This window comes from Solimonas sp. K1W22B-7 (assembly GCF_003428335.1).
GTDB lineage: Bacteria > Pseudomonadota > Gammaproteobacteria > Nevskiales > Nevskiaceae > Solimonas_A.
Genome location: NZ_CP031704.1, coordinates 1,511,223 through 1,534,522 on the forward strand (window position 1 = coordinate 1,511,223; position 23,300 = coordinate 1,534,522).

The 23,300-nt window shown below is 68.4% G+C and carries 23 protein-coding genes; 7 read left to right on the top strand and 16 right to left on the bottom strand.

Going from position 1 to position 23,300, the window contains the following annotated elements:
• The 4 genes from D0B54_RS06980 to metG form a co-directional block, all read right to left on the bottom strand.
• Positions 1 to 357 (bottom strand): hypothetical protein, encoded by a 357-nt coding sequence (locus D0B54_RS06980; RefSeq protein WP_117290485.1) that lies wholly within the window; start codon positions 355 to 357, stop codon positions 1 to 3.
• The gene (gene nth, locus D0B54_RS06985; protein WP_117290487.1) at positions 354 to 1,001 is read right to left on the bottom strand and encodes an endonuclease III; all 648 of its coding nucleotides are present in this window, start codon (positions 999 to 1,001) and stop codon (positions 354 to 356) included. The genes D0B54_RS06980 and nth overlap by 4 nt, the downstream gene beginning before the upstream one ends.
• Complete coding sequence (locus D0B54_RS06990) at positions 998 to 1,630, bottom strand: RnfABCDGE type electron transport complex subunit B (RefSeq protein WP_117290489.1); 633 nt, start codon at positions 1,628 to 1,630, stop codon at positions 998 to 1,000. The genes nth and D0B54_RS06990 overlap by 4 nt, the downstream gene beginning before the upstream one ends.
• A 149-nt stretch (positions 1,631 to 1,779) precedes the next feature.
• A complete protein-coding gene (gene metG, locus D0B54_RS06995; protein WP_117290491.1) occupies positions 1,780 to 3,828 on the bottom strand; it encodes a methionine--tRNA ligase in 2,049 nt (682 codons plus the stop codon).
• A 129-nt stretch (positions 3,829 to 3,957) separates the two neighbouring features.
• On the opposite strand from metG, the gene D0B54_RS07000 reads away from it, so the two are divergent.
• The 4 genes from D0B54_RS07000 to dcd all read left to right on the top strand — a co-directional run bounded on the left by D0B54_RS07000 (position 3,958) and on the right by dcd (position 6,792).
• Complete coding sequence (locus D0B54_RS07000) at positions 3,958 to 4,458, top strand: hypothetical protein (protein ID WP_117290493.1); 501 nt, start codon at positions 3,958 to 3,960, stop codon at positions 4,456 to 4,458.
• A 70-nt stretch (positions 4,459 to 4,528) separates the two neighbouring features.
• The gene (gene apbC / locus D0B54_RS07005; RefSeq protein ID WP_117290495.1) at positions 4,529 to 5,611 is read left to right on the top strand and encodes an iron-sulfur cluster carrier protein ApbC; all 1,083 of its coding nucleotides are present in this window, start codon (positions 4,529 to 4,531) and stop codon (positions 5,609 to 5,611) included.
• 33 nt (positions 5,612 to 5,644) lie between these two features.
• The gene (locus D0B54_RS07010) at positions 5,645 to 6,229 is read left to right on the top strand and encodes a hypothetical protein (protein WP_117290497.1); all 585 of its coding nucleotides are present in this window, start codon (positions 5,645 to 5,647) and stop codon (positions 6,227 to 6,229) included.
• Entirely contained in the window at positions 6,226 to 6,792 is a 567-nt protein-coding gene (gene dcd, locus D0B54_RS07015) for a dCTP deaminase (protein WP_117290499.1), read from the top strand. Before D0B54_RS07010 ends, dcd begins: the two co-directional genes overlap by 4 nt.
• Before the next feature lie 280 nt (positions 6,793 to 7,072).
• On the opposite strand, the gene D0B54_RS24205 is transcribed toward dcd, so the two are convergent.
• The gene (locus D0B54_RS24205; protein WP_162932266.1) at positions 7,073 to 8,083 is read right to left on the bottom strand and encodes an AraC family transcriptional regulator; all 1,011 of its coding nucleotides are present in this window, start codon (positions 8,081 to 8,083) and stop codon (positions 7,073 to 7,075) included.
• A 106-nt stretch (positions 8,084 to 8,189) separates the two neighbouring features.
• Here D0B54_RS24205 and D0B54_RS07025 point away from each other — a divergent pair, with 106 nt between their 5' ends.
• Together D0B54_RS07025 and D0B54_RS07030 are read left to right on the top strand one after the other, a co-directional pair.
• Positions 8,190 to 9,923 carry an alkyl sulfatase dimerization domain-containing protein gene (locus D0B54_RS07025; protein ID WP_162932267.1) on the top strand — a complete coding sequence of 578 codons (1,734 nt, stop codon included), beginning with the start codon at positions 8,190 to 8,192 and terminating at the stop codon, positions 9,921 to 9,923.
• A complete protein-coding gene (locus tag D0B54_RS07030; RefSeq protein ID WP_117290503.1) occupies positions 9,923 to 11,263 on the top strand; it encodes a hypothetical protein in 1,341 nt (446 codons plus the stop codon). The genes D0B54_RS07025 and D0B54_RS07030 overlap by 1 nt, the downstream gene beginning before the upstream one ends.
• Before the next feature lie 121 nt (positions 11,264 to 11,384).
• Here the strand turns inward: D0B54_RS07030 and D0B54_RS07035 are convergent, their stop codons facing one another.
• Positions 11,385 to 12,806: an alkaline phosphatase family protein gene (locus D0B54_RS07035; protein WP_117290505.1), complete on the bottom strand. Its 1,422-nt coding sequence runs from the start codon at positions 12,804 to 12,806 to the stop codon at positions 11,385 to 11,387.
• A gap of 181 nt (positions 12,807 to 12,987) precedes the next feature.
• Here D0B54_RS07035 and D0B54_RS07040 point away from each other — a divergent pair, with 181 nt between their 5' ends.
• On the top strand, positions 12,988 to 14,232 hold the full coding sequence (locus tag D0B54_RS07040; RefSeq protein WP_117290507.1) for a hypothetical protein: 1,245 nt from the start codon (positions 12,988 to 12,990) through the stop codon (positions 14,230 to 14,232).
• A gap of 6 nt (positions 14,233 to 14,238) precedes the next feature.
• Here D0B54_RS07040 and D0B54_RS07045 read toward each other — a convergent pair whose 3' ends face one another.
• The 10 genes from D0B54_RS07045 to D0B54_RS07090 form a co-directional block, all read right to left on the bottom strand.
• Positions 14,239 to 14,646 carry a GFA family protein gene (locus D0B54_RS07045; RefSeq protein WP_117290509.1) on the bottom strand — a complete coding sequence of 136 codons (408 nt, stop codon included), beginning with the start codon at positions 14,644 to 14,646 and terminating at the stop codon, positions 14,239 to 14,241.
• 22 nt (positions 14,647 to 14,668) lie between these two features.
• Positions 14,669 to 15,070: an MliC family protein gene (locus tag D0B54_RS07050; RefSeq protein ID WP_117290511.1), complete on the bottom strand. Its 402-nt coding sequence runs from the start codon at positions 15,068 to 15,070 to the stop codon at positions 14,669 to 14,671.
• A gap of 11 nt (positions 15,071 to 15,081) precedes the next feature.
• Positions 15,082 to 15,702: a hypothetical protein gene (locus D0B54_RS07055; protein ID WP_117290513.1), complete on the bottom strand. Its 621-nt coding sequence runs from the start codon at positions 15,700 to 15,702 to the stop codon at positions 15,082 to 15,084.
• Positions 15,703 to 16,052: 350 nt separating this feature from the next.
• Positions 16,053 to 17,021 carry a response regulator gene (locus D0B54_RS07060; protein WP_117290515.1) on the bottom strand — a complete coding sequence of 323 codons (969 nt, stop codon included), beginning with the start codon at positions 17,019 to 17,021 and terminating at the stop codon, positions 16,053 to 16,055.
• Positions 17,022 to 17,033: 12 nt separating this feature from the next.
• Positions 17,034 to 18,371: a sensor histidine kinase gene (locus tag D0B54_RS07065; RefSeq protein ID WP_117290517.1), complete on the bottom strand. Its 1,338-nt coding sequence runs from the start codon at positions 18,369 to 18,371 to the stop codon at positions 17,034 to 17,036.
• Between the two features lie 80 nt (positions 18,372 to 18,451).
• Positions 18,452 to 20,668 carry a bifunctional 23S rRNA (guanine(2069)-N(7))-methyltransferase RlmK/23S rRNA (guanine(2445)-N(2))-methyltransferase RlmL gene (gene rlmKL, locus D0B54_RS07070; RefSeq protein ID WP_117290519.1) on the bottom strand — a complete coding sequence of 739 codons (2,217 nt, stop codon included), beginning with the start codon at positions 20,666 to 20,668 and terminating at the stop codon, positions 18,452 to 18,454.
• A gap of 33 nt (positions 20,669 to 20,701) precedes the next feature.
• The gene (locus D0B54_RS07075) at positions 20,702 to 21,220 is read right to left on the bottom strand and encodes an O-acetyl-ADP-ribose deacetylase (RefSeq protein ID WP_117290521.1); all 519 of its coding nucleotides are present in this window, start codon (positions 21,218 to 21,220) and stop codon (positions 20,702 to 20,704) included.
• 21 nt (positions 21,221 to 21,241) lie between these two features.
• A complete protein-coding gene (locus D0B54_RS07080; RefSeq protein WP_117290523.1) occupies positions 21,242 to 21,859 on the bottom strand; it encodes an RBBP9/YdeN family alpha/beta hydrolase in 618 nt (205 codons plus the stop codon).
• Between the two features lie 69 nt (positions 21,860 to 21,928).
• Complete coding sequence (locus D0B54_RS07085; protein WP_117290525.1) at positions 21,929 to 22,459, bottom strand: DUF3592 domain-containing protein; 531 nt, start codon at positions 22,457 to 22,459, stop codon at positions 21,929 to 21,931.
• A 124-nt stretch (positions 22,460 to 22,583) separates the two neighbouring features.
• On the bottom strand, positions 22,584 to 23,282 hold the full coding sequence (locus tag D0B54_RS07090) for a TVP38/TMEM64 family protein (protein ID WP_117290527.1): 699 nt from the start codon (positions 23,280 to 23,282) through the stop codon (positions 22,584 to 22,586).
• Between the last annotated feature and the right edge of the window lie 18 nt (positions 23,283 to 23,300).

Here is a 23,300-nt window from a genome sequence, read left to right on the forward strand (position 1 = left end):
TCAAGGGTGTCTTTTTTTTGTCAGCACGTAGCCGACGTAGCCGCCGCCGAACAGCAGCATCAGCAGCGCACTGATCAGGCCTTGCGTTGCTTCCTTCCTTTCACGGGCGATGTCCGCCTCGATCTCCTGGCGGATCTGCTGGCGCAGCCGTTCGCGATCCTCCGGGCTGGGCTGCAGGGCCGGGCCGCGGCGTTCCAGGTCCAGTGCCAGGTTCAGTTCCACCGAGGCCCGCAGGTCCTGCTCGCCGTACTGCGGCAGCAGGTACCACTTTTCGCCGTAGTAGGCGCTCAGCCCCAGGCCGACGGTGAGGGCGATGATGGGCAGGGCCTGCAGGCGCGGCTTCGGGTTGGGGGTCATTTCAGTTCCGGGGGCAGGCGTTTCTGTTTGTATTCGCAGAGATCGACGATGCCGCAGCGCATGCACTCGGGCTTGAGCGCCTTGCAGACGTAGCGGCCGTGCAGGATCAGCCAATGGTGGGCGTCGCGGCGGAATTCCTCCGGCGTGAACTTGAGCAGGCGGTCCTCCACCTGGCGCACGTTCTTGCCGGGGGCCAGGCCGGTGCGGTTGGAGACACGGAAGATATGCGTGTCCACCGCGATCGTGGCCTCGCCGAAGGCGGTGTTCATCACCACGTTGGCGGTCTTGCGGCCGACGCCGGGCAGGGCTTCCAGTGCATCGCGCTCGCGCGGCACTTCGCCGCCGTGCAGTTCCAGCAACTGCCGGCACAGGCCGATGACGTTCTTCGCCTTGGTCTGGTAGAGCCCGATGGTCTTGATGTGCTGCTTCAGGCCGTCCTCGCCCAGCTGGAGGATCGCGGCCGGCGTGTTGGCCACGGGGAACAGCCTGGCGGTGGCCTTGTTGACGCCGACGTCGGTGGCCTGCGCGGACAGCACCACGGCGACCAGCAGTTCGAACGGCGTGCTGTAGTGCAGCTCGGTGGTGGGTGCCGGGTTGGCGTCGCGCAGGCGCGAGAAGATCTGGTGTCGCTTGGCGGGGTTCATTGCGGCTTGGCGGCCTTTGCTCTTGCGGCGGCCAGCGCCCGGGCCACCGGGTCCGTTGGGGCGGGGGCTTCGCTGGGGTCGCTGGCGGCGGCGCGTGCCTTGAGCAGGGTCTTGCGCTGTTCGTGGGCGCTGCGGCGCTGGTCGGCGATCCGTGCCAGGCGGCGTTCGCGCTGCTCGTAGCGGCGGCGGAACTGCGGCGCACGTGCCGGCATGGACAGATCTGGTGCGGCGGCCATGACGATGCAGTCCACCGGGCAGGCCGGGAGGCACAGCTCGCAGCCGCTGCATTCGGCGGCGATCACGCTGTGCATCAGCTGGCTGGCGCCGAGGATGGCGTCGGTGGGACAGACCTGGATGCACTTTGTGCAGCCGATGCAGACCGCCTCGTCGATCAGGGCGACGTAAGCCTGGGTGATCGGCGCGCCGTTGACGGGGTTCATCGGCTTGATGGATTTGCCGGTGAGCGCCGCAAGTGCGGCGATGCCTTCGTCGCCGCCCGGAGGGCACTGGTTGATGTCGGCAGTGCCTTCGGCCACCGCATCGGCGTAGGGCCGGCAGGCGGGGTAGCCGCAGCGCTGGCATTGCGTCTGCGGGAGCAGGGCGTCGATGCGGGTTGCGAGAGTAGGCATCAGGTCGTAGTTTGCTTGCCATTTCCCTCTCCCGCTGGCGGGAGAGGGTAGGGTGAGGGTGGTGTGGCGGCGGTCACGCACGTTGCCGCCGTTTGAAGGCTCCACCCTCACCCCAGCCCTCTCCCGCCAGCGGGAGAGGGAGTTGAACGTTACTTGATCCGCATCCCCGGCTCCGCCCCGCTGTCCGGCCACAGCAGGAAGGGCTTGCCGTCGCCGTGGCTGGCGGCCAGCACCATGCCCTCGGACATGCCGAACTTCATCTTGCGCGGTGCCAGGTTGGCGACCATGACGGTGAGCTTGCCCACCAGCTGTTCCGGCGCATAGGCCGACTTGATGCCGGCGAAGACCTGGCGTTTGCCCAGGGGGCCCAGGTCCAGCGTCAGTTTCAGCAGCTTGTCGGCGCCCTCGACGTGCTCGGCGTTCTCGATGCGCGCGATGCGCAGGTCCACCTTGCCGAAGTCCTCGATGCCAATATGCGCGGCATCCGTGGCGGCGGGCGCAGGGGCTGCGGCCTTGGCGGGAGCGGCGGTTTCCGGCTTCTTGTCCGCGGGGGCGGTGCTGGCGGCTTCTTCGGCGAGCATGGCTTCGGTGGCTTTGGGATCGACGCGGGTGATCAGGGCGGCGTAGGGACGGATGTCGGTGCCCAGCAGGGGCTTGTGCGCATCGGCCCAGGTCAGCGGGTGCTCGGCCAGCAGGAACTGCTCCACCTGCGCCGCCACGTTGGGCAGCACGGGCTTGAGGTAGATCGTCAGCTGGCGGAACAGGTTGATGAAGCTGGTGCAGATCTGGTGCAGGCGCTCGCGCTGCGCCTCGTCCCTGGCCAGCGTCCAGGGTGCCAGCTTCTGGATCTCGCCGTTGGCGTCGTCGGCCATCAGCATGATTTCGCGCATCGCGCCGGCGAAGTCGCCCGTCTCGTAGAGCTTGGCAAGATTGGCGGCCTCGCCGGCGAAGTCCTCGAACAGCGTGCGGTCATGCATGGCCACCGCCAGGCGGCCGCCGAACAGCTTTTCGATGAAGCCGGCGCAGCGGCTGGCGATGTTGACGTACTTGCCGACCAGATCGCTGTTCACCCGGTTGGTGAAGTCCTCCAGGCTCAGGTCAAGATCGTCCGGCCCGTCGCCGAGCTTGGCCGCGAAGTAGTAGCGCAGATATTCCGGGTTCAGGTGGTTCAGGTAGGTGCGCCCGCGGATGAAGGTGCCGCGCGACTTCGACATCTTGGCGCCGTTGATCGTGAGGTAGCCGTTGACGTGCAGGCGCGTCGGCGTGCGGTGCTGCGAGCCCTGCAGCATCGCCGGCCAGAACAGGCCGTGGAAGTTGACGATGTCCTTGCCGATGAAATGGTGCAGCTCGGCCTGCGAGCCGGCGGCCCAGTAGCGGTCGAAGTCCAGCTTGCGCTGGCCGCAGAGCGCGCGGAACGCGGCCATGTAGCCGATCGGCGCGTCCAGCCAGACGTAGAAATACTTGCCCGGCGCGCCGGGAATGGCGAAGCCGAAGTAGGGTGCGTCGCGCGAAATGTCCCAGTCGCGCAGGCCGCCGTCGAACCATTCCTGCAGCTTGGCGCGGATCGAGGAGTGCGCGACCTCGCCCGCCAGCCAGTCCTGCAGGAAAGCCTGGAAGCGCGGCAACTCGAAGAAGTAGTGCTCGGAGTCCTTCATCACCGGCGTGGCGCCGGAGACCACGGAGCGCGGGTTCTTCAGGTCGGTGGGGGCGTAGGCGGCGCCGCAGTTCTCGCAGTTGTCGCCGTACTGGTCGGCCGTGCCGCAGCGCGGGCATTCGCCCTTGATGTAGCGGTCCGGCAGGAACATCTCCTTCACCGGGTCGTAGAGCTGCTGGATCGTGCGGCTGGCGATGGCGCCGCCCTGCTTCAGGCGTGTGTAGATCAGCCCGGCCAGCTCCTCGTTCTCGGGCGAGTGCGTGGAGTGGTAGAGGTCGAAATTCACGCCGAACTCGCGGAAGTCGCGTTCGTGCTCGGTCTTGATGCCGGCGATGAAGGCTTCCGGCGTCATGCCGGCCTTTTCCGCCGCCAGCATGATCGGCGTGCCATGGGCGTCGTCGGCGCAGACGTAGTGCACCTCGTGTCCCTGCAGCCGCTGGTAGCGCACCCAGATGTCGGCCTGGATGTAGCCGACCATGTGGCCCAGGTGGATCGGGCCGTTGGCGTAGGGAAGGGCGTTGGTGACCAGGATCTGGCGGCTCATGGGCGGGCAGGTGGTTGTACGGACTGGGATTATCGCATCTGCGGCAAGCCCGCGGACAGTTCAGTCCCAATTCATCGGGGAGGCCTAAGCTGGATTCCAGTCCTGCAAAGAGCCACACCGGAGGCCCCCATGACCCGCAAACTGCTCGCTCCCCTGCTGCTCGCCCTAGGCGCCAGCCTGCTGCCCCTGGAGGCGGCCTTCGCCGATCCGCCGGACTGGGCGCCGGCCCATGGCTACCGCGCCAAGCATCGCTACATGTACTACCCGGTCCGCGAGGTCTACTACGAGCCGGCCAGTACCACCTGGTTCTGGCTGGACGGTGGCGCCTGGCGCTTTGGCGCCAGCCTGCCGGTGATCTACCAGCAGTACACCCGCAACGGTGTCTGGGTGGACCTGGATGAGGATCGTCCCTATCGCCGGCACGACTACGTGGTGGAGCACTACGGCCGTGGTCCGCGCGTGGTGGAGCACCATTACCGTGATCGGCGCCCGGTGGTGGTCGAGCACCACTACCACGACCGTCCGCGCAAGGTGGTGGTGGAACATCGCTACGACGATGACCGGCGCCATGGCAAGGGCCACAAGCACAAGCATGACAAGCGCGACCGCGACAGGCACGATCGCGACTAGCCGTTTCGAAGCCCGGCCCCGCGCCGGGCTTTTTCATGGCGAGGCGGGGGACTGCTAAACTCGCCGCCCCATGAGCACCCTCACTCCCGACGCCATCGCCGCGGTCCTGGACCGCTACGTCCACCCCCTGATCGGGCGCAGCCTGATGGCCGCCGGCGCCGTGCGGCGCATCGAGGCCGGCCGCCAGCCGGCCATCGACCTGGAAATCGGCTTTCCCGCCGCCGGCCTGCGCGAGTCGCTGGCGGCGGCGGTGCGGGGCGAGGTGAAGAAGGCCCTGGGGGTGGAGCCCGAGGTGCGCATCAGCTGGAAGATCCTGTCGCAGGCGGTGCAGAAGAACCTGCAGCCGATGGCGGGCATCCGCAACATCATCGCCGTGGCCAGCGGCAAGGGTGGCGTCGGCAAGTCCACGGTCGCGGTCAACCTGGCGCTGGCGCTGCAGGCCGAAGGTGCCCGCGTGGGCATCCTCGACGCCGACATCTATGGCCCCAGCCAGCCGCTGATGCTGGGCAGCCGCGATCGCCCGCAGTCGCCGGACGGCAAGCATATGTACCCGATCGTGGCCCACGGCCTGCAGGCCATGAGCATCGGCTTCCTGATCCCGCAGGACGACCAGCCGATGATCTGGCGCGGTCCGATGATCATCCAGGCGCTGAACCAGCTGCTCACCGAAACCCGCTGGGACGACCTGGACTACCTGGTCATCGACCTGCCGCCGGGCACCGGCGACATCCAGCTGTCGCTGTCGCAGCGCGTGCCGGTCAGCGGCGCGGTGATCGTCACCACGCCGCAGGACATCGCCCTGCTGGACGCCAGGAAGGGCCTGCAGATGTTCCGCAAGGTCGGCGTCCCGGTGCTGGGCGTGGTGGAGAACATGAGCGTGTTCTGCTGCCCCAACTGCGGCCACAACACGCCGGTCTTCGGCGAGGGCGGCGGCGCGCGCATGGCGCAGGATTACGGCGTGGAGCTGCTGGGCCGCCTGCCGCTGGACATGCGCATCCGCCAGCAGGCCGACAGCGGCACGCCGACCGTTGCGGCGGACCCGGAGTCGGACCTGTCGCAGCTGTACCGCGACATCGCGCGCCGCGCCGCCGCGGGCCTGGCCTACGGCACGGCCGACGACGCCTTCCCGACCATCGAAGTCACCGACGACTGAGGCCGGGTCTTGCGCGGATTATGGATCTGGCTGATGGTCATTGCCTGCGCGTTCGGCGCATGGCGATCCTGGCAGCACCGGCAGCTGGAGCAGCGGCCCGGCATCCTGGTGCGTGGCGAGCCGCGGCAGGACTCGCTGGACGGCGCCGATTCACGCGCCTTCGAGCACCAGGGATACCTGCTCAAGCCACAGGCGAGCTATCGCATCCAGGCGCGCCTGCTCAGCCGGGAGAGCTATGGCAGCGGCCGGGAGTCAGAGCTGTCGCCGCTGGACTTTGCGCTGGGCTGGGGGCCGATGTCGGATTCCACGGTGCTGGACGCGATCGAGATCTCGCAGTCCGGCCGTTTCTTCTGGGTGCGCTGGCCGGACCAGCCGCCGATTCCGGAGGGCGAGATTTTCGATCACGCCGCCAACACGCACCTGATCCCTGCGGACAGGCGGGTGAGCGGCCTGCTGGACAAGATGCGCCCCGGGCAATTGATCGAGTTGTCCGGCAGGCTGGTGAATGCCACTGCGGCGGACGGGTGGCACTGGAACAGTTCGCTGAAGCGCACCGACACCGGTGCCGGCGCCTGTGAGCTGATGTGGGTCGAAGACGCGAGAATCCTGAACCGATGAGCATCAAATCCGACAAGTGGATCCGCCGCATGGCGGAGCAGGGCATGATCGAGCCGTTCGCGCCGCAGCAGGTGCGCCATGCCGCCGACGGCCACAAGATCGTCTCCTACGGCGTGTCCAGCTACGGCTACGACGTGCGCTGCGCCGACGAGTTCAAGATCTTCACCAACATCAACTCCACGATCGTGGACCCGAAGGCCTTCGACCCGAAGAGCTTCGTCGACGTGAAGTCGGACGTCTGCATCATTCCGCCCAATTCCTTCGTGCTGGCGCGGACGGTGGAGTTCTTCCGCATCCCGCGCAGCACGCTGGTGGTGTGCCTGGGCAAGAGCACCTACGCGCGCTGCGGCATCATCGTCAACGTGACGCCGCTGGAGCCGGAGTGGGAAGGCCACGTGACGCTGGAGTTCTCCAACACGACGCCGCTGCCGGCGAAGATCTACGCCAACGAGGGTGTGGCACAGATGCTGTTCTTCGAATCCGACGAGGTCTGCGAGACGTCGTACGCGGATCGCGGTGGCAAGTACATGGGGCAGCAGGGTGTGACGTTGCCGAAGACTTGAATTTGCCGCCGTTCCCTGCCAGATACGTAGCCCGGTTTCGCGTAGCGAAGCCGGGTTTTTTATTGAGTGCCCACTGAACCGTTCATCCCGAGTGCCGCGAAGCGGCGTATCGAGGGACGCCCCTCTTGGTTCCCTCTCCCCGTTCACGGGGAGAGGGCTAGGGTGAGGGGCGCGAGCTTTCGAGTGGAAGCCCAAGCGGGAATGCCGGCGACTACGCCGGTCAGGAGCCGCAGATCTCTGGAGGTTTGTTTCGCCCAAGGGCGAGGTACTTGTTCACTACTCACCTCGCCACAGTTCGTTGCGCCTGCTGCCACTGCGCCGGCGCCACCCCCGTCCACCGCCTGAACGCCCGCGCGAAATTGCTCGGGTCGGCAAACCCCAGCAGCCAGGTCACTTCCGCCGCGCTGCGCCCCTGCCTCAGGTAGGACAGCGCCAGTTCACGGCGCGTGTCATTCAACAATTCCTTATAGGTGGCGTTCTCCGCCGCGAGGCGGCGCAGCAGCGTGCGCGGCGTCAGCTTCAGGGCGGCGGCCACGGCTTCGCGCGTGGGTTCGCCGGCAGGCAGCTGCCGCACCAGGTGCTCGCGTACGCGCTGCGAGACCGGCTGGGCATCGAAGCGTCCCAGGTAGGCGGAGGCAGCGGCATCGTACTGGCGCAGCTGCTGCGGGTCGGCGCCGGGCAGGGGTGCCTGCAGCAGGGCCAGGTCGAAGACTAGGCGGTTCTGCGGCTGGCCGGCGCGCACCAGGCAGCCGAACCAGCGCTCGTAAGGGCCGAGGCCGGCCGGGGTGTGGCGGAACTCGCAGGCCAGCAAGGCGTTGTCCTGGCCAGCCAGGCTGCGGCCCAGTTGTACGGTCGTGGCCATGAAGGCTTCCACGGCGGCGTCGGCCAGCGGCACATCGTGGTGTGGCGGCCTGAACACCAGGGACATGCGGCCCGGCTCCTGTTCCAGGGCTATGTCGACGGCATCGCTGACGATGCGCGAGTAGCGCGCCAGGCGCAGCAGGCCGTCCTGCAGGCTGGGGCTGACGCGCAGGGCCAGGCCCAGGGCATGCAAGGTTCCGGGCTGCACGTGGCGCGGCAGTTCCAGGGCAAAGGCCGGGTCGCCGGTGGCGGCCCTGGCCAGGTCCCAGAGACGGGTCATGCCGCGCAGGGGATAACGCGCCTCCGGCTCCTCGCGGCGGGCATAGTCCAGGCCGGCCTGCGCGAACAGGGCCGGGGCGTCGCAGCCGCGGGCTTGCAGGGCGCGGGCGATGGCGGCAGCCCAACTGGCGATGGTGGTCGGTTCCGGCAAGGGCAGGGGGCGGGTGGCGGGGACTGCCGAAAACACTGTCCCAAACGGACCAGTCCTGCAAGCGGGGCACTGCTTAAGCTGGGGCAAATATCTGGAGGAGACCCGAATGACCCGTCCCACTGCTGCCCTGGCTGCCGCCGGCCTGCTGGCCCTGCTGTCCGCCTGCAAGGACAAGGCCGCCGCCCCGGCGGCGCCCGTGGCCACCCCGGCCGCGCTGAGCGCGCACAGCGCCGAGTTCCGCAAGGAGGTGATCCAGGCCGCCGAGGGAGTCTACGTGGCGGTGGGCTACGGCATCGCCAACTCGATCATGCTGGTCGGCGACGACGGCATCATCATCGTCGACACGATGGAGGACGAGGCCACCGCCAGGGCGGTGCTGGCGGAGTTCCGCAAGATCACCGACAAGCCGGTCAAGGCGCTGGTCTACACGCACTCGCACCCCGACCACATCGGCGGCGCGCGCGTCTTCACCGGCGGTGCCACCGACATCCCGGTGTACGCGCAGAACGAGGTGATCCGCAACATGGATCGCACCACCTTCGAACTGCAGGAGGCGATCACGCGGCGCTCCCTGCGCATGTACGGCCCGCTGCTGCCGCCGGAGGAAATGGTCAACGTCGGCCTGGGGCCCGGCCTGGAGATGCACGAGGGCAGCGTGGTCGACATCCTGCGGCCGAACAAGCTGTTCGGCGAGTCGCTGAAGGAAAGCATTGCCGGCATCGACTTCGAGCTGGTGCATGCGCCGGGCGAAACCACCGACCAGCTGTTCGTCTGGCTGCCGAAACAGCGCGTACTGCTGCCGGGCGACAACCTCTACCGTACCTTCCCCAATCTCTACACGATCCGCGGCACCACCTATCGCGATCCGCGGCTGTGGGCGGACTCGCTGGACAAGATGCGCGCGCTCAAGCCGGCGGTGCTGGTGCCCAGCCACACGCGGCCGCTGCAGGGCGAGCAGCAGATCCACGACATCCTCACCACGTATCGCGACGGCATCCGCTACGTCAACGACCAGACGCTGCGCCTGATCAACCTCGGCTACACGCCCGACGAGATCGCGCCGCGCATCAAGCTGCCGCCGGGCCTTGCGGCTTCCCCCTTCCTGCAGGAGTTCTACGGCAAGCCGGGCTGGTCGGCGCGCAGCATCTACAGCGGCAACCTCGGCTGGTTCGACGGCAACCCGACGAACCTGCAGCCGCTGGCGCCGGAGGAAGAAGCGCAGAAGATGATCGCCCTGGCGGGTGGTGCCGAGGCGATGCTCAAGCAGGCGAAGGACGCGGACGCGCGCGGCGAATCGCAGTGGGTGCTGCAGCTCACCGACTACCTGCTCCGGGCGCAGCCGGATGCCGGCGAGGCGAAGCAGCTGCGCATCAAGGCCCTGCGTGCACTGGGCGAGCGCGAGGCCAATCCCAATGCGCGCCACTGGTACCTGATGACGGCGCGCGAGCTGGCCGGCGAGTTCAAGCTGCCGGGCCGCATCATGCAGCCCACGCCGGACATGCTGGCGCAGCTGCCGCTGCACCGCTTCTTCGATGCGCTGGCGATCAACCTGAATCCCGAGGCCTCGGCCGAGGTGACGACCTCGGTGGCCTTCGAGTTCACCGACAGTTCCGAGCGCTACACCTACATCGTGCGGCGCGGGGTCAGCGAGGTGGTGCCGGAACTGCGCGACGACGCCGATATCGTGGTGCGTGTGTCCGGACAGGCCTTCAAGGAAATGCTGGCCAGGCTGCGCAACCCGGCGGTGAGCCTGATGCGCGATTTCGAGGTGACCAAGGGCGGCAAGCTCGACTTCGCGAAGTTCATGAAGATGTTCGAGCCGATGGAGCAGGGGCACTGATGTTGCGCTACGCCACGCTTTCCCTGGCGCTGCTGCTGGCCGCCTGCGGCGGCAGCAGTGCGCCGGACACGGCCGCGCCCGCACCGGTACCCGAGCCCACGCCCGAGACCCAGGCGCTGGCGCTGAACTGCAGCTGGCTGCTGCGCAGCGATCCCGACCTGCTGAACATCGCCTTTCCCGACGAGGCCGCGACCTACTGGGTGGCGGCCTTGCCGGCGCTGCCGGGCACGCGCCTGCGCATCGAGGGCGAGTACCCGCGTTCGCGCTACTTCTCCTACAACGCCTACGACCCGGCGTTGCGTCCTACCGATGCCATCACCGACTACCAGCTCGATCCGGCCGCGGGCGGCAATCCCTACCGTAGTGCAGACGCCGCCGGTGGACGCTACGTCGCCTACCTGAAGCCGGGCATGGTGCCGGAGCCGCGCGAGCCGAACACGCTCTACGCCGGCAGCATCGACCTGCTGAACCGCGCCGACCTGCCGAACCCGCTGTGGCTGCTGATCTACCGCGTCTATCTCGCCGAGGGCAGCCGCAGCGGCGGCGTGCCGCTGCCGAAGCTGACGCTGGAGACGGCCGGCGGCACGGCAACACCAATAGCGCTGGAGAGCTGCAACCCGCTGCCGCCGGAGGGCCTGCCGGGCCTGGTCAACGGCGTCATCCGCGACAGCAGCAACCCGCTGCCCCTGCCGTTCCCGCTGGCACCGAAGGAGCCGCAGGTGCTGCGCTTCTATGGCTTGCCGGAAGCGCTGCGCCAGCTGGTCAGCAACGCCGTGGGTTTCCCGCTGCCGCTGGGCGCGATCACCGGCGCCGATACCGGCGGCGGCTTCCTCAGCAACGTCGACAACGCCTACGTCACCAGCATGGCCAGCCGCGACCAGGGCTCGCTGTACATCGTGCGCGCCCGCGCGCCCAGTCACGCGCTGCGGCCGTCGGATGCGCCGCTGGGCAGTGCGCAGCTGCGCTACTGGTCGCTGTGCACCAACGAGTTCGTCAGCCAGCGCTACGTCGACTGCCTGTCGGACTACGAGGTGCCGGTGGATGCGCAGGGCTACTTCACCCTGGTGGTGTCGGACCCGGCGCAGCGGCCGTCGAACGCGACCGATGCCAAGGCCATCGCCTGGCTGCCCTGGGGCTCGGTCTACCCGGACTCGGTGCTGATCTACCGCCACATGCTGCCCTCGCCGCATTTCGCGCAGGCGGTGCAGAACATTCCCTACGGCACGCCGCCGGTGGAGGTGATGGGCGAGTACCTGCCGAAGGTTGCCTATTGCGATCGGGCGACGATCGAGGCGGCGGGGAGTGCGGCACAGGCCTTCGAGGCTTGCGCGGCGGAGTGAAGCGCGCGCACCGCTTCATTCAGAGAGCGGCGTAGGAGCGGCTGTTAGCCGCGAACACCGGTGATCATGTCTACCGGCGCTCGCGGCTAACAGCCGCTCCTACGAGTCCAATGTATTGCTTCTAGCGCACCGCGAAACCATTGGCCTTCGCCAGGTCCCGCAGCCCCAGCCACTCCAGGTTGTGCTGGGCCTGCTTGATGTCGGCGCTGGTCAGCGAGCCGAGCAGTTCGGTGAGGCCGCCATTGGGCAGGATCACCGGCAGGCCGTTGCTGCAGTTGGCGCCGAAGGGGCCGGCGGGCACGGGGAATTCCGGCTTGTCCGTGCGCGGCGCGCTGCCGAAGTCCAGCGCATGCGCCAGGTTCATCGACCAGTCGCCGCGTGCGCCGAGCTTGTCCAGGCCGAAGCGCCAGCAGATGAAATTGAGGATCGAGTTCACGTCGAGCTGCAGGTGGCTGACGTGGCCCTTGCGCGCGCGCGGGCCGATCAGCACGCAGGGCGTGCGGAAACCCAGGCGGCCGTCGTTCGGCAGCTGTGCCTCGTTGGCCGTGACCGGCCCGGTGGGCGGCACGACGTGATCGTAGAAACCGCCCCACTCGTCGTAGCAGATGACCATCAGCGTGCGCTCCCACTTCGGGCCGTCGCGCAGCGCGCGGTAGATGCCATCGAGGAAGGCCTGGCCGTTGCGCACGTCGGCCTGCGGGTGATCGTCGTTGGAGGCGCCATCCGGCGATTCCATCAGGAAGCGCGGGTCGACGTAGCTGACCTCGGGCAGCAGGCCCAGTGCCGCATCGGTGTAGAAGGTGGCGGCGGGTCGCGAGATCAGCAGGTGTTTCGTGCCCCACAGCGCGGTCAGCGGCAGGTCGTTGAAGTAGTAGAGGCCGCTGTGGCCCTTGTCGGCGAGGCGGCTCCAGATCGTCGGCAGCTGCGAGATCGTGAAGTCGTTGGAACGGCGGTCGGTCTCGCCCGAGTGCATGTAGATGCGGTTGGGGTAGGTCGAGGCCAGGATGCCGTGGAAGTAGCGGTCGCAGATCGTGAAGTGTTCGGCCGCGCCCTTGTAGAAGGGCAGGTCGTCGGCTTCGTAGTAGCCGATCGGGAAATGGTCGGTGTCGACGGCCGTGTCGCCGATGGTGTCCAGCCAGCCGTTCATCTTGCCGTTGTTGAGATGCTTGCGCCCGCCGTCGTAGCCGTGGTTCGGGTCTTCCTTGCCGCAGCCCTGGTAGCCGTAGTCCTCGCGCGAGGCGAGGTGGAAGCTGTCGATCTGGCGCCCGGCCTTGTCCGGGAACTTCAGCCCGGCCTGGCGGCCGTCGGCACCGGGCACCCAGCCCAACATGTGGTCGAAGGAGCGGTTCTCCATCATCACCACCACGACGTGGTCGATGCCCGAGTCCTCCGGGGCCGGCAGTGGCGCGGTGGGCGCCGCCGCTCCCGGGTCGGTGGCGTCGCTGCTGCTGCAAGCGGACAGTCCCAGCGCGGGTGCGGCGGCCAGGCCGGCCAGCAGGCGGCGGCGTGAAGCGTCGATGGCATCGTCTTGTGGCTTGCTCATGAGTTCCCCGGGCCCCGGTCGGGCCCCTCAGGCTGGCGGATTTGTATGTCAGTGTTTTGCAGCAAAAGCCGGTGCGCCGCCAGCGCGGCCGGCTAGTAAAAATGGCCTTGACGCGAAATTTTCATCTTGGCCGCAGCCCGGTGCGGGCATGCTTCCGCTTTTACGGACAACCCGCCTTTCCATGACCCACGTCCTGTCGCGCCTTTCCGCCCTGGCCCTGCTGCTGATACTGGGTGCCTGCACCGGTTCCGATCCCGACGCCGGCAATCCGGATACCGGCACTCCCGGAGCCGCCAAGGCCTGCGATGCCTACACCGGGCCGGCGGTCGCGTCCCTGCGCCACTACCGCGGTGCGCTGCACGAGCACAGCTCCTACTCCGACGGCGACATCCACTCGATTCCCGCCGACTACTACGCGGCCGCCAAGACGGCTGGTCTGGACTTCATGGGGGGCAGCGAGCACTCCGACAGCCTCGATCCGCTGGTGTTCATTTCCTTGGGCAACGATTGCTTCAGTACGCCGGACGGCCTGCTGACCTGCCTGACGCCCAGTGTCGATGAGCTCAACAAGTGGAACTCGATCGGGAAGCAGTCGGAGGCGGCCAGCGATGCGGACTTCCTGGCCTTCCGCGGCTTCGAGTGGACCTCGGATCGCTTCGGCCACATCAACGTCTTCTTCGGCAAGGACCAGACCAATGCCAAGACCGACGGCGGCTACCTGCTGACGATGGAGTCGTTCTGGAGCTGGTTCACGCGCTCGCCGGACACGCTGCTGCTCGGTGGTGGCGACGACAGCGTCGCGGTCTTCAACCATCCCGACGACAAGACCCTGGGCGACTTCGACCCCGGCCGCAACTGGTGGATGCTGCGCCACGTGCCGCAGGCCGACGAGCGCATGGTCGGCATGGAGCTGTACAACAGCGGCGGCCGCCGCGACTACTACGCCGACTGGTATGCGCTGGCGCTGGACAACGGCTGGCATGTGGGCGCGGTGAGCGGCGAGGATGAGCACGGTACGAACTGGGCGAATGCCGAGCTGCCCAAGACCGTGATCCTGGCGCCGGACCTCGCGTCCGCCACGATGAAGGACGCGATGCTGGCGCGGCGCATGTACGCCGTGGTCGGGGGCGAGGACGTGGTGGTGGATTTCCTCGCCGAGGGGCACCCGATGGGTTCGCGCCTGAGTTGCGGGGCCGGTACCAGCGTGCCGCTGCATGTCGCTGTGCGACGCCGTGACGGCGGCAGCTACGACGGCCGCATCGCGCTTTTCGACAAGGCCGGCGAGCCGTTGGCGCGCAGCACCGGTTCCAGCCTCGACTACAGGCAGCCGGTGTCGGCCACGGAGCGCTGGTACTACGCCCGCATCGAGAACGCCGCGGGCGAGTCGGTGGCCTATACCAGCCCGGTGTGGATCAAGGCGCGCTGAGCGCGCTCAGCGGTCCGGGCCGGAGTCCTCATGGCGCGGCAGTGAGTCGGCGGTCTCGAACCAGCCGATCCGGCTCTGGCGCCAGATGTGGTACTGCGGCGGCAACTGTTCCGGGTCGTCCAGGCTGGCGATGGTGACGTCCACGGTCTGCGGATCGGCGCTGCGGCGGAACAGCAACTGCGTGCCGCAGGCGCCGCAGAACTCGCGCTGGCTGTGCTCGCTGGAATGGAACACGACGGGCGTGCCGGCGAGCCAGGCGAACTGCGCCATCGGCACGGTCAGCCAGGCCAGCACCGGGGCACCGGCGGAGCGCTGGCACAGGCGGCAGTGGCAGTAACCGGCGTCGATGACCGGCAGGGTGATGCGGTAGCGGAGGGCGCCGCAGAGGCAGCGGCCTTCGAGGGAAGCACTCATATGCGCTCCCACCAATGAACGTCTAGCCCGCCGCCGCCTGCAGCTTGCAACCGCTGAACACCGGCTTGCCATCACGCTCGATGGTCGCTTCGTCGCCCTTGCCCCAGAACACCAGCTTGTCGTTGCTGTACTTGGCGCCGGAGGCCGACTCGGCCTGGCTCAGTTCCACGGCGGGTTCGCCGGGCAGGGTCAGGGCGATCTTCTGCGATTCGGCATCCAGCATCGCCAGCGTGACCTGGGCGTCGCCCTCGCACTTGTAGAGCATGGTCATCTGCTGCGGTGTCGGCGGCTCCTCGATCACCAGGTTGGCGGGCGGGGCCGAGGGGCCGGCCGGCGCGGGTTCGGCCGGCGCCGGCGCTTCCGCGCCGCGTGAGCAGCCGGCGAGCAGGGCGGCGATCAGCAGCAGGCGCGGCAGGGCAGGCATGGCGGGAGTCCTTAACGGGGGCGCAGCGGCGTCCAGTCTTCGCCGTTGTCGGAGGTGAGGATGTTCTTGACGTCGGCGGCCAGGTAGAGCTTGCCCCAGTAGCCGTACTTGTAGCCGGTGTCGTCGTACTGGTTCGCGGTCTTGTCCAGGGCATCGCCGCAGGCCGGCAGCGGCAGGCTGCCGACGGTCTTCCAGGCGCCTTCGCCGTAGACGCTGCAGCTGCGCTGCTCGGTCTCCGGGACCGTGGCCGGCGGCGGCAGTACCTCGGCGGCAGCAGCCACCGGCAGGGCCGCCGGCTGCAGGGCCGGGGCGGCGTCGAGGATGGACTTGACCGCGGCGCGGTAGCCGAAGGCGCTCCAGCTGCGGCCGGCATCCTCGGAGCGGTAGAAATAGTTGTTGTCGGCGGACAGCAGCTGGCGGCCGGCCAGGCCGAACTTGAAGCCCTGGCTGTTGAAGCTGGACACAGACCGGTCCACGGCCTTCAGGCAGGACTCCAGCGAGCCCCGGCCCAGCGTCTGCCACTGGCCGTTGTCATACGCCCGGCACAGGGCCGCGGGGGCTTCCTGGGCTGCTGCGGCAAGGCTGGAAAGGCTGAGCAGCGCGAACAGCGCTGCACGCATCGGGTGGACCATCTGCGACGCTCCTGGAAATCGGGTGCGCCGACTCTAGCATGCCGGCCGGGTCGGACGACCCCTAGGGCCTGTTAACGCCACCGCAGTCGCTGCGATACCCCCGTATTTGCCGCCAGGCAAGGCGCGAGGAGGTCGCTTATCGGGAATAAGAGACTGACGAGCAACACGGCATGGCGGCAAAGACGGGGGCACCCGAAGGGCGGGGCCGCCTGGGCGCAGGGCGTCGCCCCGAGTCGCTGATGTACATCTAGTACACGGCGCGCCTCGGGGCATAGCCCTGCACCCAGGCGACCTCCGTCGCAGCGACTGCGGTGGCGTTAACAGGCCCTAACGGGGGACGGACAGGGAGGTCAGGCGCCCGGGCTGGCCGCGGTGCGGCCGCGGATGCGCGACAGCAGGCCCATGACGCGGTTGGCGACGCTGCCAGTGGCCTCTTCCGGTTGCCTGATCTTTTCGACCTGGTAGGCGACCCGCAGCTTCGGCGCATCGCGCAGGGCGCGATGGTGGCGCAGGGCGGAAGCGATGTTCATGCCCAGCGGGCCGCGGCGCACCGGCTTGGGCAGCAGGCGGAAGACCTGGCCCTGGTTGATCAGGCCGATGAAGACGCTGACGTCCTGGAACGGCGTCAGCACCACGGTCACCACTTCGGGATGGTGTGCCTTGAGCAGTTTCAGCAGCGGCGTCACGGTCTCCCGCTTCACCACCAGTTCCGAGACGATCACCGCGATTTCGTGCTGCTCGATCGCGGTCATGGCCTGGTCCAGCGTCTGTGCCCACAACACGGCCATCGACGGACCGACGATCTCCTGCACCGCCTGCACCACCTCGGCGTCGTCGTCGATCACCAGCAGGGTTTCGGAAGGCTTCACCAGGGCCGGTGCCACGAAGCTGCCGGTCTCGGTGAACAAGGGTTGCGGCGGGGCCACGGGGCCGGCGGCCATCAGCGAGCGCGAGATGTCCGCGGCCTGGCGCACCGTGTCGCGCAGCTCGGCAGCGTCCCAGGGCTTGTTGATGAAGCGGAAGATCTCGCCCTCGTTGACCGAGGCCACCACGGCTTCCAGCTCGGAATAGCCGGTCAGCAGCAGGCGCATGGTGTTGGGCGACTTCTCGCGCACCTGCCGCAGCAGCTCGGCGCCGCGCATGATCGGCATGCGCTGGTCGCTGACGATGACGTGCACCGGCTCGCGCCCGATGATCGCCAGGGCCTCGTGCGGGTCGGTGGTGGTGTGCAGGCGGTAGTCGCCGCGGAACAGCATCGCCAGCGAGCGCAGGATGCGTTCCTCGTCGTCGATCAGCAGCAGCGTGGGCTTGGGGGTCATTGGGGGGCTCGGCTACGCGGCGATGGAGGCGACCGGGGCGGCCGTCCCGGCAGCCGGCTGTACCAGCGGCAGGCTGATGACGAACTTGGTGCCGCGGCCCGGTTCCGACACCACGTCGATGCGCCCGCCGTGCGCCTGCACGATCTGGAAGCTGATCGACAGGCCCAGGCCGGTGCCCTGGCCGATCGGCTTGGTGGTGAAGAAGGGGTCGAAGATCTTCTTCAGGACCTCCGGCGGCATGCCCTTGCCGTTGTCCTGGATGTGGATGCGCACCGAATGCTCGCTGGCCTCGGTACGCAGCAGCAGCTTGCCCTGGTCGTGCTCGATCGCCTGGGCGGCGTTGGTCATGATGTTGAGCAGGACCTGGTTGATCTGCGACGGCGAACACGAAATGTTCGGAATGTCGCCGTACTGCTTGAGGATCTCGACGCGGTCCTTCAGCACGTTGTTGGCGATGGTCAGCGTCTGCTCGATGCAGTCGTTGATCGAGACCTCGGCGACGCGGGCCTGGTCCAGGCGCGAGAAGTTGCGCAGGTTCACCACCAGGTCCTTGATCGTGTCGACGCCGAACAGCGTGTCGCCGAACAGGGCGAGGGTGTCTTCCAGCAACTGGTTCTCGCGCAGTTCGGCCATCACCGCGGCGCAGTCGGCCATCTGCTGGGCCACGGTGTCGGCATCTGCGGTTTCGTCGTTGAGCAGCTTGCCGAGCTGCTCGTGGGCGTCCAGCACCTCGCTGACCTGGTCGAACACGCCGCGGATCATGTCGACGTTGTTGCGCACATAGCCCAGCGGCGTGTTGATCTCGTGCGCCACGCCCGCGACCATCTGGCCCAGCGAGGCCATCTTCTCGGACTGCACCAGCTGTGTCTGCGAGGCCTGCAGCTGGCCGTAGGCTTCGCCCAGTTCATGGGCGGCCTGCCCGACACGCTTCTGCAGCGCGGAGATCAGGTCGAGCACGATGCCCATGCCGAGGTAGCGGCCGTTGTCGACGATCACGAAGTCTTCGGTGATCGGCGCACCGAGCTTGGCGGTGATCTCGGCGGCGGCCTGCTCCAGCGTGCTGCGGATGTCGACCACCAGGGGGGCGGCGTTCATCGCCTGGGTCACCGCGCGCGGGCCGAAGATCTCGCGGCCGAAGCGGCGCAGGAAGATGCCGTTGAGCGTGTGGCGGCTGAGCGTGCCCACCGGCTGGCCGTCCTGTGTCACCACCGGCAGGCACAGCATGCGTGCGTACTCGGGGTGCAGGAACAGCTCGGCCGCAGCGTCGATCGTCAGCCGGGAGCTGACGGGTGCGACCGTCTGAAGCAGGCCGGCAATTTCACCGCTGGCGGTGGGCGGGGGAGGCAGCATTGGGGGGGCAACGGTCATAGCCTTTTCAGGCTAGGGCCTTGCCGTTACGCCCGTATTGCAACCTGATTACGAGGCGAAGTTCAGTCCTTGCGGATCTGCCAGCAGCGGTGTGCCGGCGGCGGCCGCTTGAAGTCCTCGTCCAGGGTCTGCGCGGTGATGTCCTTGATTTGCAAGCCTTCGAGCAGCGCCTCGTCGAGCTTGAAGCCACGACGGTTGGTGGAGAAGTACAGCACGCCGCCCGGCGCCAGCAATGCCGCGCAGCCCTGGATCATTTCCACGTGGTCGCGCTGCACGTCGAGGATGCCTTCCATCTTCTTGGAGTTGGAGAAGGTCGGCGGGTCGCAGAAGATCAGGTCGTAGCGCTCGCCCGGCTTGGTGGCGGCGATCTTGAGCCACTGCATGCAGTCGGCGCGCACCAGTTCGTGCGGCGCCTGCTGCTTCGTGCGCCAGGGTCCGCCGGAACCGGCCGAGCGGTGAATCTGGTCGCGGCGGTCGCGCAGGGTGCCGCTCTGCTGACTGTCGAAGCCGTTGAGGCGCAGGTTTTCCGCGGCCCAGTCGAGATAGGTGTTGGACAGGTCCACCGACACCGACTCGGTGGCACCGCCCAGCGCGGCATGCACGGTGGCGGCGCCGGTGTAGCAGAACAGGTTGAGGAAGCGCTTGCGCGCGCTCTCCAGCTGGATGCGCTTGCGGATCGGGCGGTGGTCGAGGAACACGCCGGTGTCGAGGTAGTCCTCGAAGTTCACGCGCAGCTTGCAGCCGTATTCGTCGATCTCCAGGAAGTGGCCGATCTCGTCGTGCTTCTCGTACTGTGCCGTGCCCTTCTGCGAGCGGCGCATCTTGAAGTGGATGCGCGAGGCCGGCACCTCGAGGATCTCGCTGGTATGCGCCAATGCCTCGCGCAGGCGGATCTCGGCCTTCACCGGGTCGATGGTCTTGGGCGCGGTGTATTCCTGCACGTGCACGTGCAGCTGCTCGTCGGCCTCGTAGAGGTCCACGGCGATGGCGTAGTCCGGCAGGTCGGCGTCGTAGACGCGGTAGCAGCTCACGCCCGTGCGCTTGGCCCACTTGCCGAGGTGCTTGAGGTTCTTCTGCAGGCGGTTGGCGTACTCCTCGCCGCCGCGCGGCGGCGGGTTGGCGGAGACCGGGTTGATGTCGAAGTTCAGCAGCTTGCAGGCCAGGGCGCCGTTGAACAGCGAGTACATGCGCCCGGCGCGCAGGCCCAGGCGCGGGCCGAGGTCCGGGCGGCTGGTGAAGACCGCGGCTTTCCAGCCAGGGAACTGGCGCTTCAGCGACATGCCGAACAGCGAGTACAGCTTGATGATCTCGCCCTCGGCGCCGAGGCGCTCGCCGTAGGGCGGGTTGACCACCACCAGGCCCGGCATCTCGCCGACGGGCCGTGCTTCCAGCGCGTCGAGCTGGGTCCAGTCGATCTTGCCGGTCAGGCCCGCCTGCGCGGCATTCTTGCGGGCGGACTTGAGTGCGCCCAGGTCGATGTCGCTGCCGGCCATCGGCGGCAGCTTCTTCAGGCCCTCGCTGCGGCGCTGCAGGGCTTCGGCATGCAGGTCGGACCAGACCTTGGGCTTGTGGTCCAGCCAGGCCTCGAAGCCCCATTTTTCGCGCATCAGGCCGGGGGCGACGTCGCCGGCCATCCAGGCCGCTTCGATCACCAGGGTGCCGGAGCCGCACATCGGGTCCACCAGCCCTGCGCCCTGCGCCGCCAGGTCCGGCCAGCCGGCGCGGACCAGGATCGCGGCGGCGAGGTTTTCCTTCAGCGGCGCCTCGACCCCGCGCAGGCGGTAGCCGCGGCGGTGCAGGCTGTCGCCGGCCAGGTCCAGGCTCAGCGTCGCCTGCTCCTTGTCCAGGTGCAGGTGGATGCGGATGTCCGGGTTGTCGGTGTCCACGTCCGGGCGCTGGCCCGCCGTGTCGCGGAAGTGATCGACGATCGCGTCCTTCACCTTCAGCGCCGCGTAATGGGTATGCGTGACGTTGGCCGAGTGGCCGGCCACCTCGATCGCGAAGCGGTGCGAGGCGGTGAACAGGTCGTCCCAGGCCAGTTCACGCGCGGCGGTGTAGAGGCCGTCGGTGCCGGTCAGGGGGAAGGTGCGCAGTGGCATCAGCACGCGGCTGGCCAGGCGTGACCACAGGCAGGCACGGTAGGCCACCGCGACATCGCCCTGGCAGGCGACGCCGCCGATGCGCTCCTTGACCTCGGTGGCGCCGAGCTGGGTCAGCTCGGCGGCGAGCAGGGCTTCGACGCCGCGAGGCGTGGTGACGAACAGGGGAAAGGCGGACATTCCGCCATTATCCCTGAAAAGGCTGCTCCCTTATCAGGGCGGCCGCGCCAGTTCGCGTTCGTAGGCGTCCAGGATCGCCTCGCTGTAGCAGGCGAAGATCACCTCGGCCGGCTGGCCGTGGGCGGTGATGAAGGCGCGCACCTCGCGCACCGCGATCGCGGTGGCGGCGGGGACGGGGTAGCCGTAGACCCCGCAGCTGATCGCCGGGAAGGCGATGCGCTTCACGCCGTTGTCCAGCGCCAGCCGCAGGCTGTTGCGGTAGCAGCGCGCCAGCAGTTCCGGCTCGCCGGCATTGCCGCCCTGCCAGACCGGGCCCACGGTATGGATGACCTTGGGTGCCGGCAGCCCATGGCCGGCGGTGATGCGCGCCTCGCCGGTGGGGCAGCCGCCGAGGCCGCGGCACTCGGCCAGCAGCTCCGGGCCGGCGGCGCGGTGGATCGCCCCGTCCACGCCACCGCCGCCCAGCAGGGTCTGGTTGGCGGCGTTGACGATGGCGTCGACTTGCAGCCGGGTGATGTCGGCGAGTTCGGCGTATAGCTGCGGCGCGCTCATGCGCCGCAGCTTAGCGCTTCCTTACCAGGCGAAGGACGCCGCCTGGGTCAGCGCCGGCTTGGCGAAGCCCGGTACCAGGGCCGGGGACCGGCGCGGCACCGCACGCGGGGTCTCCTGCTTGGCCTCCAGGCGCTCCAGCAGCTTGAGGCCGTCGGCCCAGGGACCGTAGCCGCTGTCGGTGTTGACGTGGCCGGCATCGCCCAGGTTGAGGAACTCGCTGTCCCAGGTGGCCGCCAGCGCGCGGGCGCGCGACAGGCTCAGCCAGGGATCGGACTGGCTGCCGACCAGGATGCTGGGGATGCCCAGCGGCAGTTGCGGCAGCAGGCGGGTGATGCCGAACTTTTCCGGCGCCGCCGGCGCCACCAGCAGCAGGCCGCGAATCTTCGGCGCCACGCGGCGCAGGGCGTGGACGGCGGCCAGGGTGCCGAAGCTGTGCGCGATGAGCACCGCCGGCCGCGGGTCCGGGTTCACCGCCGCGACGACGCGGGCGCTCCAGCGCTCCAGGTCGGGGGTGTCCCAGTCGAGCTGTTCGACGCGCGTGGCGCCCAGGGCGCTTTCCCAATGGGTCTGCCAGTGCCCCGGGCCGCTGCTGCGCAGGCCGGGGACAATCAGGTACCGCAGGTTGGTTTGCCAGCTCATCGGGTGTTCTCCAGTTGCCGGGCAGGTTACTGGAGAGAGATTCACTTAAAAAGGAATTTGGAATTTTATTTATATTCCAAAATGTGCGGTTCTTGGTGGATGGCAAGCCCCTGACAGGGGCTGCGCGATCTGGCGCGGACTACGCAGGCAGCGCAGGCCCACTGCAGCCGCCAGCAGTCCCGACAGGGTCCAGGCCAGCATCAGGCGCAGGCGGCCTGTGTACTGCAGGGCACTGCCGCGTGGCTCGGAGGTGTACAGATCAGCAGTCAGGGGTGCAGCGGGGTCGTAGCGCACCCACAGCGGTGCCCCGGCCGGCAGGGGCTCGTCGCTCAGGAAGTGGCGCTGGCTGCCCTCGTAGGCGATCTCGTAGAGGTAGCGCCGCCGGGTAGCGCCTTCGGCGGGTAGCGGCTGCTCGCGCAGCAGGCGGGCTTCCACGCTGCGGCCGCCGCGGTCCAGGGTCGCGGCGCGGCCCAGTTCCTGGACCAGGCCCAGGCCGAAGACCAGCGACACGCCCAGCAGGGCGATGCCCAGCACCGCGAGCAGGCCGCGCGGGGCGGCGGTCCGCGAGGGATCGGGGGGGAAGCGCGGCGATGGCGACATGGCGGACTCCAGGAACGGGCGAGTCGCCATAGTCTCGGGCCGGCCGGGGCGAAGCGGCAGACACAGGGGAGGGGCTCTTGTGTGCTTTGCTGTACTCCCCGGAGCTGACGCCGGGGAGTACAGATCAGGCGTCGTCGCGCAGTGCCCGGCGCCGCAGCCACCACAACCACAGTCCCGCGGCGACCAGGATCGCGGCCATCAGGCTGTAACCGCCGGGGCCGGGGTCGCGCAGCAGGGCACGCGCCTGGTGGCCGAAGGCGGTGACCAGCAGGTTGCCGGGCAGCAGTCCCAGCAGGGTGCCGATCATGAAACTCCAGAACCGTACCCGCAGCGCGCCGGCGGCGAGATTGACCACGCTGTAGGGAGCGATCGGCACCAGGCGCAGGCCGGCCATGCCGGGGATGCCGCCCTTGCGCAGCATGCGGCTGAGCCTGTCGATGCCGGGCAGGTCCAGTGACTGCAGCCGCTCCTGGCCGTAGCGGGCGCCCAGGGCGTAGAACAGCGCCGCGGCGCTGAGGCTGCCGCCGAGGGCGCAGGCCAGGCCGATCCCCGTGCCCATGGCCAGGATCACGGCGACGTTCAGCAGGGTGTTGGGAAACAGCAGGGCGCTGGCCAGCAGGTACAGGCCGACGATGGCCAGCGGCGCCCAGGGGCTGTGGCGCAGGCGGATCAGCCAATGGGCGATTTCCCGTGGCTCGGCGTAGTCGTGCAGCGGCGTCCAGCGCCAGGCGCCGGCCAGCAGCAGGGCGACCGCGAAGGCGCCCGCGGTCGCGAACAAGGCGATACGGGTGTTCGAACGTCCATGCAGGGCGGTGTGGGGCATGCGTCCTTGCCTGCCGCG

Coding starts and splice junctions, on each gene's coding strand:
- D0B54_RS06980 (WP_117290485.1), bottom strand. CDS start 357: ATGACCCCCAACCCGAAGCCGCGCCTGCAGGCCCTGCCCATCATCGCC.
- nth (WP_117290487.1), bottom strand. CDS start 1,001: ATGAACCCCGCCAAGCGACACCAGATCTTCTCGCGCCTGCGCGACGCC.
- D0B54_RS06990 (WP_117290489.1), bottom strand. CDS start 1,630: ATGCCTACTCTCGCAACCCGCATCGACGCCCTGCTCCCGCAGACGCAA.
- metG (WP_117290491.1), bottom strand. CDS start 3,828: ATGAGCCGCCAGATCCTGGTCACCAACGCCCTTCCCTACGCCAACGGC.
- D0B54_RS07000 (WP_117290493.1), top strand. CDS start 3,958: ATGACCCGCAAACTGCTCGCTCCCCTGCTGCTCGCCCTAGGCGCCAGC.
- apbC (WP_117290495.1), top strand. CDS start 4,529: ATGAGCACCCTCACTCCCGACGCCATCGCCGCGGTCCTGGACCGCTAC.
- D0B54_RS07010 (WP_117290497.1), top strand. CDS start 5,645: ATGGTCATTGCCTGCGCGTTCGGCGCATGGCGATCCTGGCAGCACCGG.
- dcd (WP_117290499.1), top strand. CDS start 6,226: ATGAGCATCAAATCCGACAAGTGGATCCGCCGCATGGCGGAGCAGGGC.
- D0B54_RS07025 (WP_162932267.1), top strand. CDS start 8,190: ATGACCCGTCCCACTGCTGCCCTGGCTGCCGCCGGCCTGCTGGCCCTG.
- D0B54_RS07030 (WP_117290503.1), top strand. CDS start 9,923: ATGTTGCGCTACGCCACGCTTTCCCTGGCGCTGCTGCTGGCCGCCTGC.
- D0B54_RS07035 (WP_117290505.1), bottom strand. CDS start 12,806: ATGAGCAAGCCACAAGACGATGCCATCGACGCTTCACGCCGCCGCCTG.
- D0B54_RS07040 (WP_117290507.1), top strand. CDS start 12,988: ATGACCCACGTCCTGTCGCGCCTTTCCGCCCTGGCCCTGCTGCTGATA.
- D0B54_RS07045 (WP_117290509.1), bottom strand. CDS start 14,646: ATGAGTGCTTCCCTCGAAGGCCGCTGCCTCTGCGGCGCCCTCCGCTAC.
- D0B54_RS07050 (WP_117290511.1), bottom strand. CDS start 15,070: ATGCCTGCCCTGCCGCGCCTGCTGCTGATCGCCGCCCTGCTCGCCGGC.
- D0B54_RS07055 (WP_117290513.1), bottom strand. CDS start 15,702: ATGGTCCACCCGATGCGTGCAGCGCTGTTCGCGCTGCTCAGCCTTTCC.
- D0B54_RS07060 (WP_117290515.1), bottom strand. CDS start 17,021: ATGACCCCCAAGCCCACGCTGCTGCTGATCGACGACGAGGAACGCATC.
- D0B54_RS07065 (WP_117290517.1), bottom strand. CDS start 18,371: ATGCTGCCTCCCCCGCCCACCGCCAGCGGTGAAATTGCCGGCCTGCTT.
- rlmKL (WP_117290519.1), bottom strand. CDS start 20,668: ATGTCCGCCTTTCCCCTGTTCGTCACCACGCCTCGCGGCGTCGAAGCC.
- D0B54_RS07075 (WP_117290521.1), bottom strand. CDS start 21,220: ATGAGCGCGCCGCAGCTATACGCCGAACTCGCCGACATCACCCGGCTG.
- D0B54_RS07080 (WP_117290523.1), bottom strand. CDS start 21,859: ATGAGCTGGCAAACCAACCTGCGGTACCTGATTGTCCCCGGCCTGCGC.
- D0B54_RS07085 (WP_117290525.1), bottom strand. CDS start 22,459: ATGTCGCCATCGCCGCGCTTCCCCCCCGATCCCTCGCGGACCGCCGCC.
- D0B54_RS07090 (WP_117290527.1), bottom strand. CDS start 23,282: ATGCCCCACACCGCCCTGCATGGACGTTCGAACACCCGTATCGCCTTG.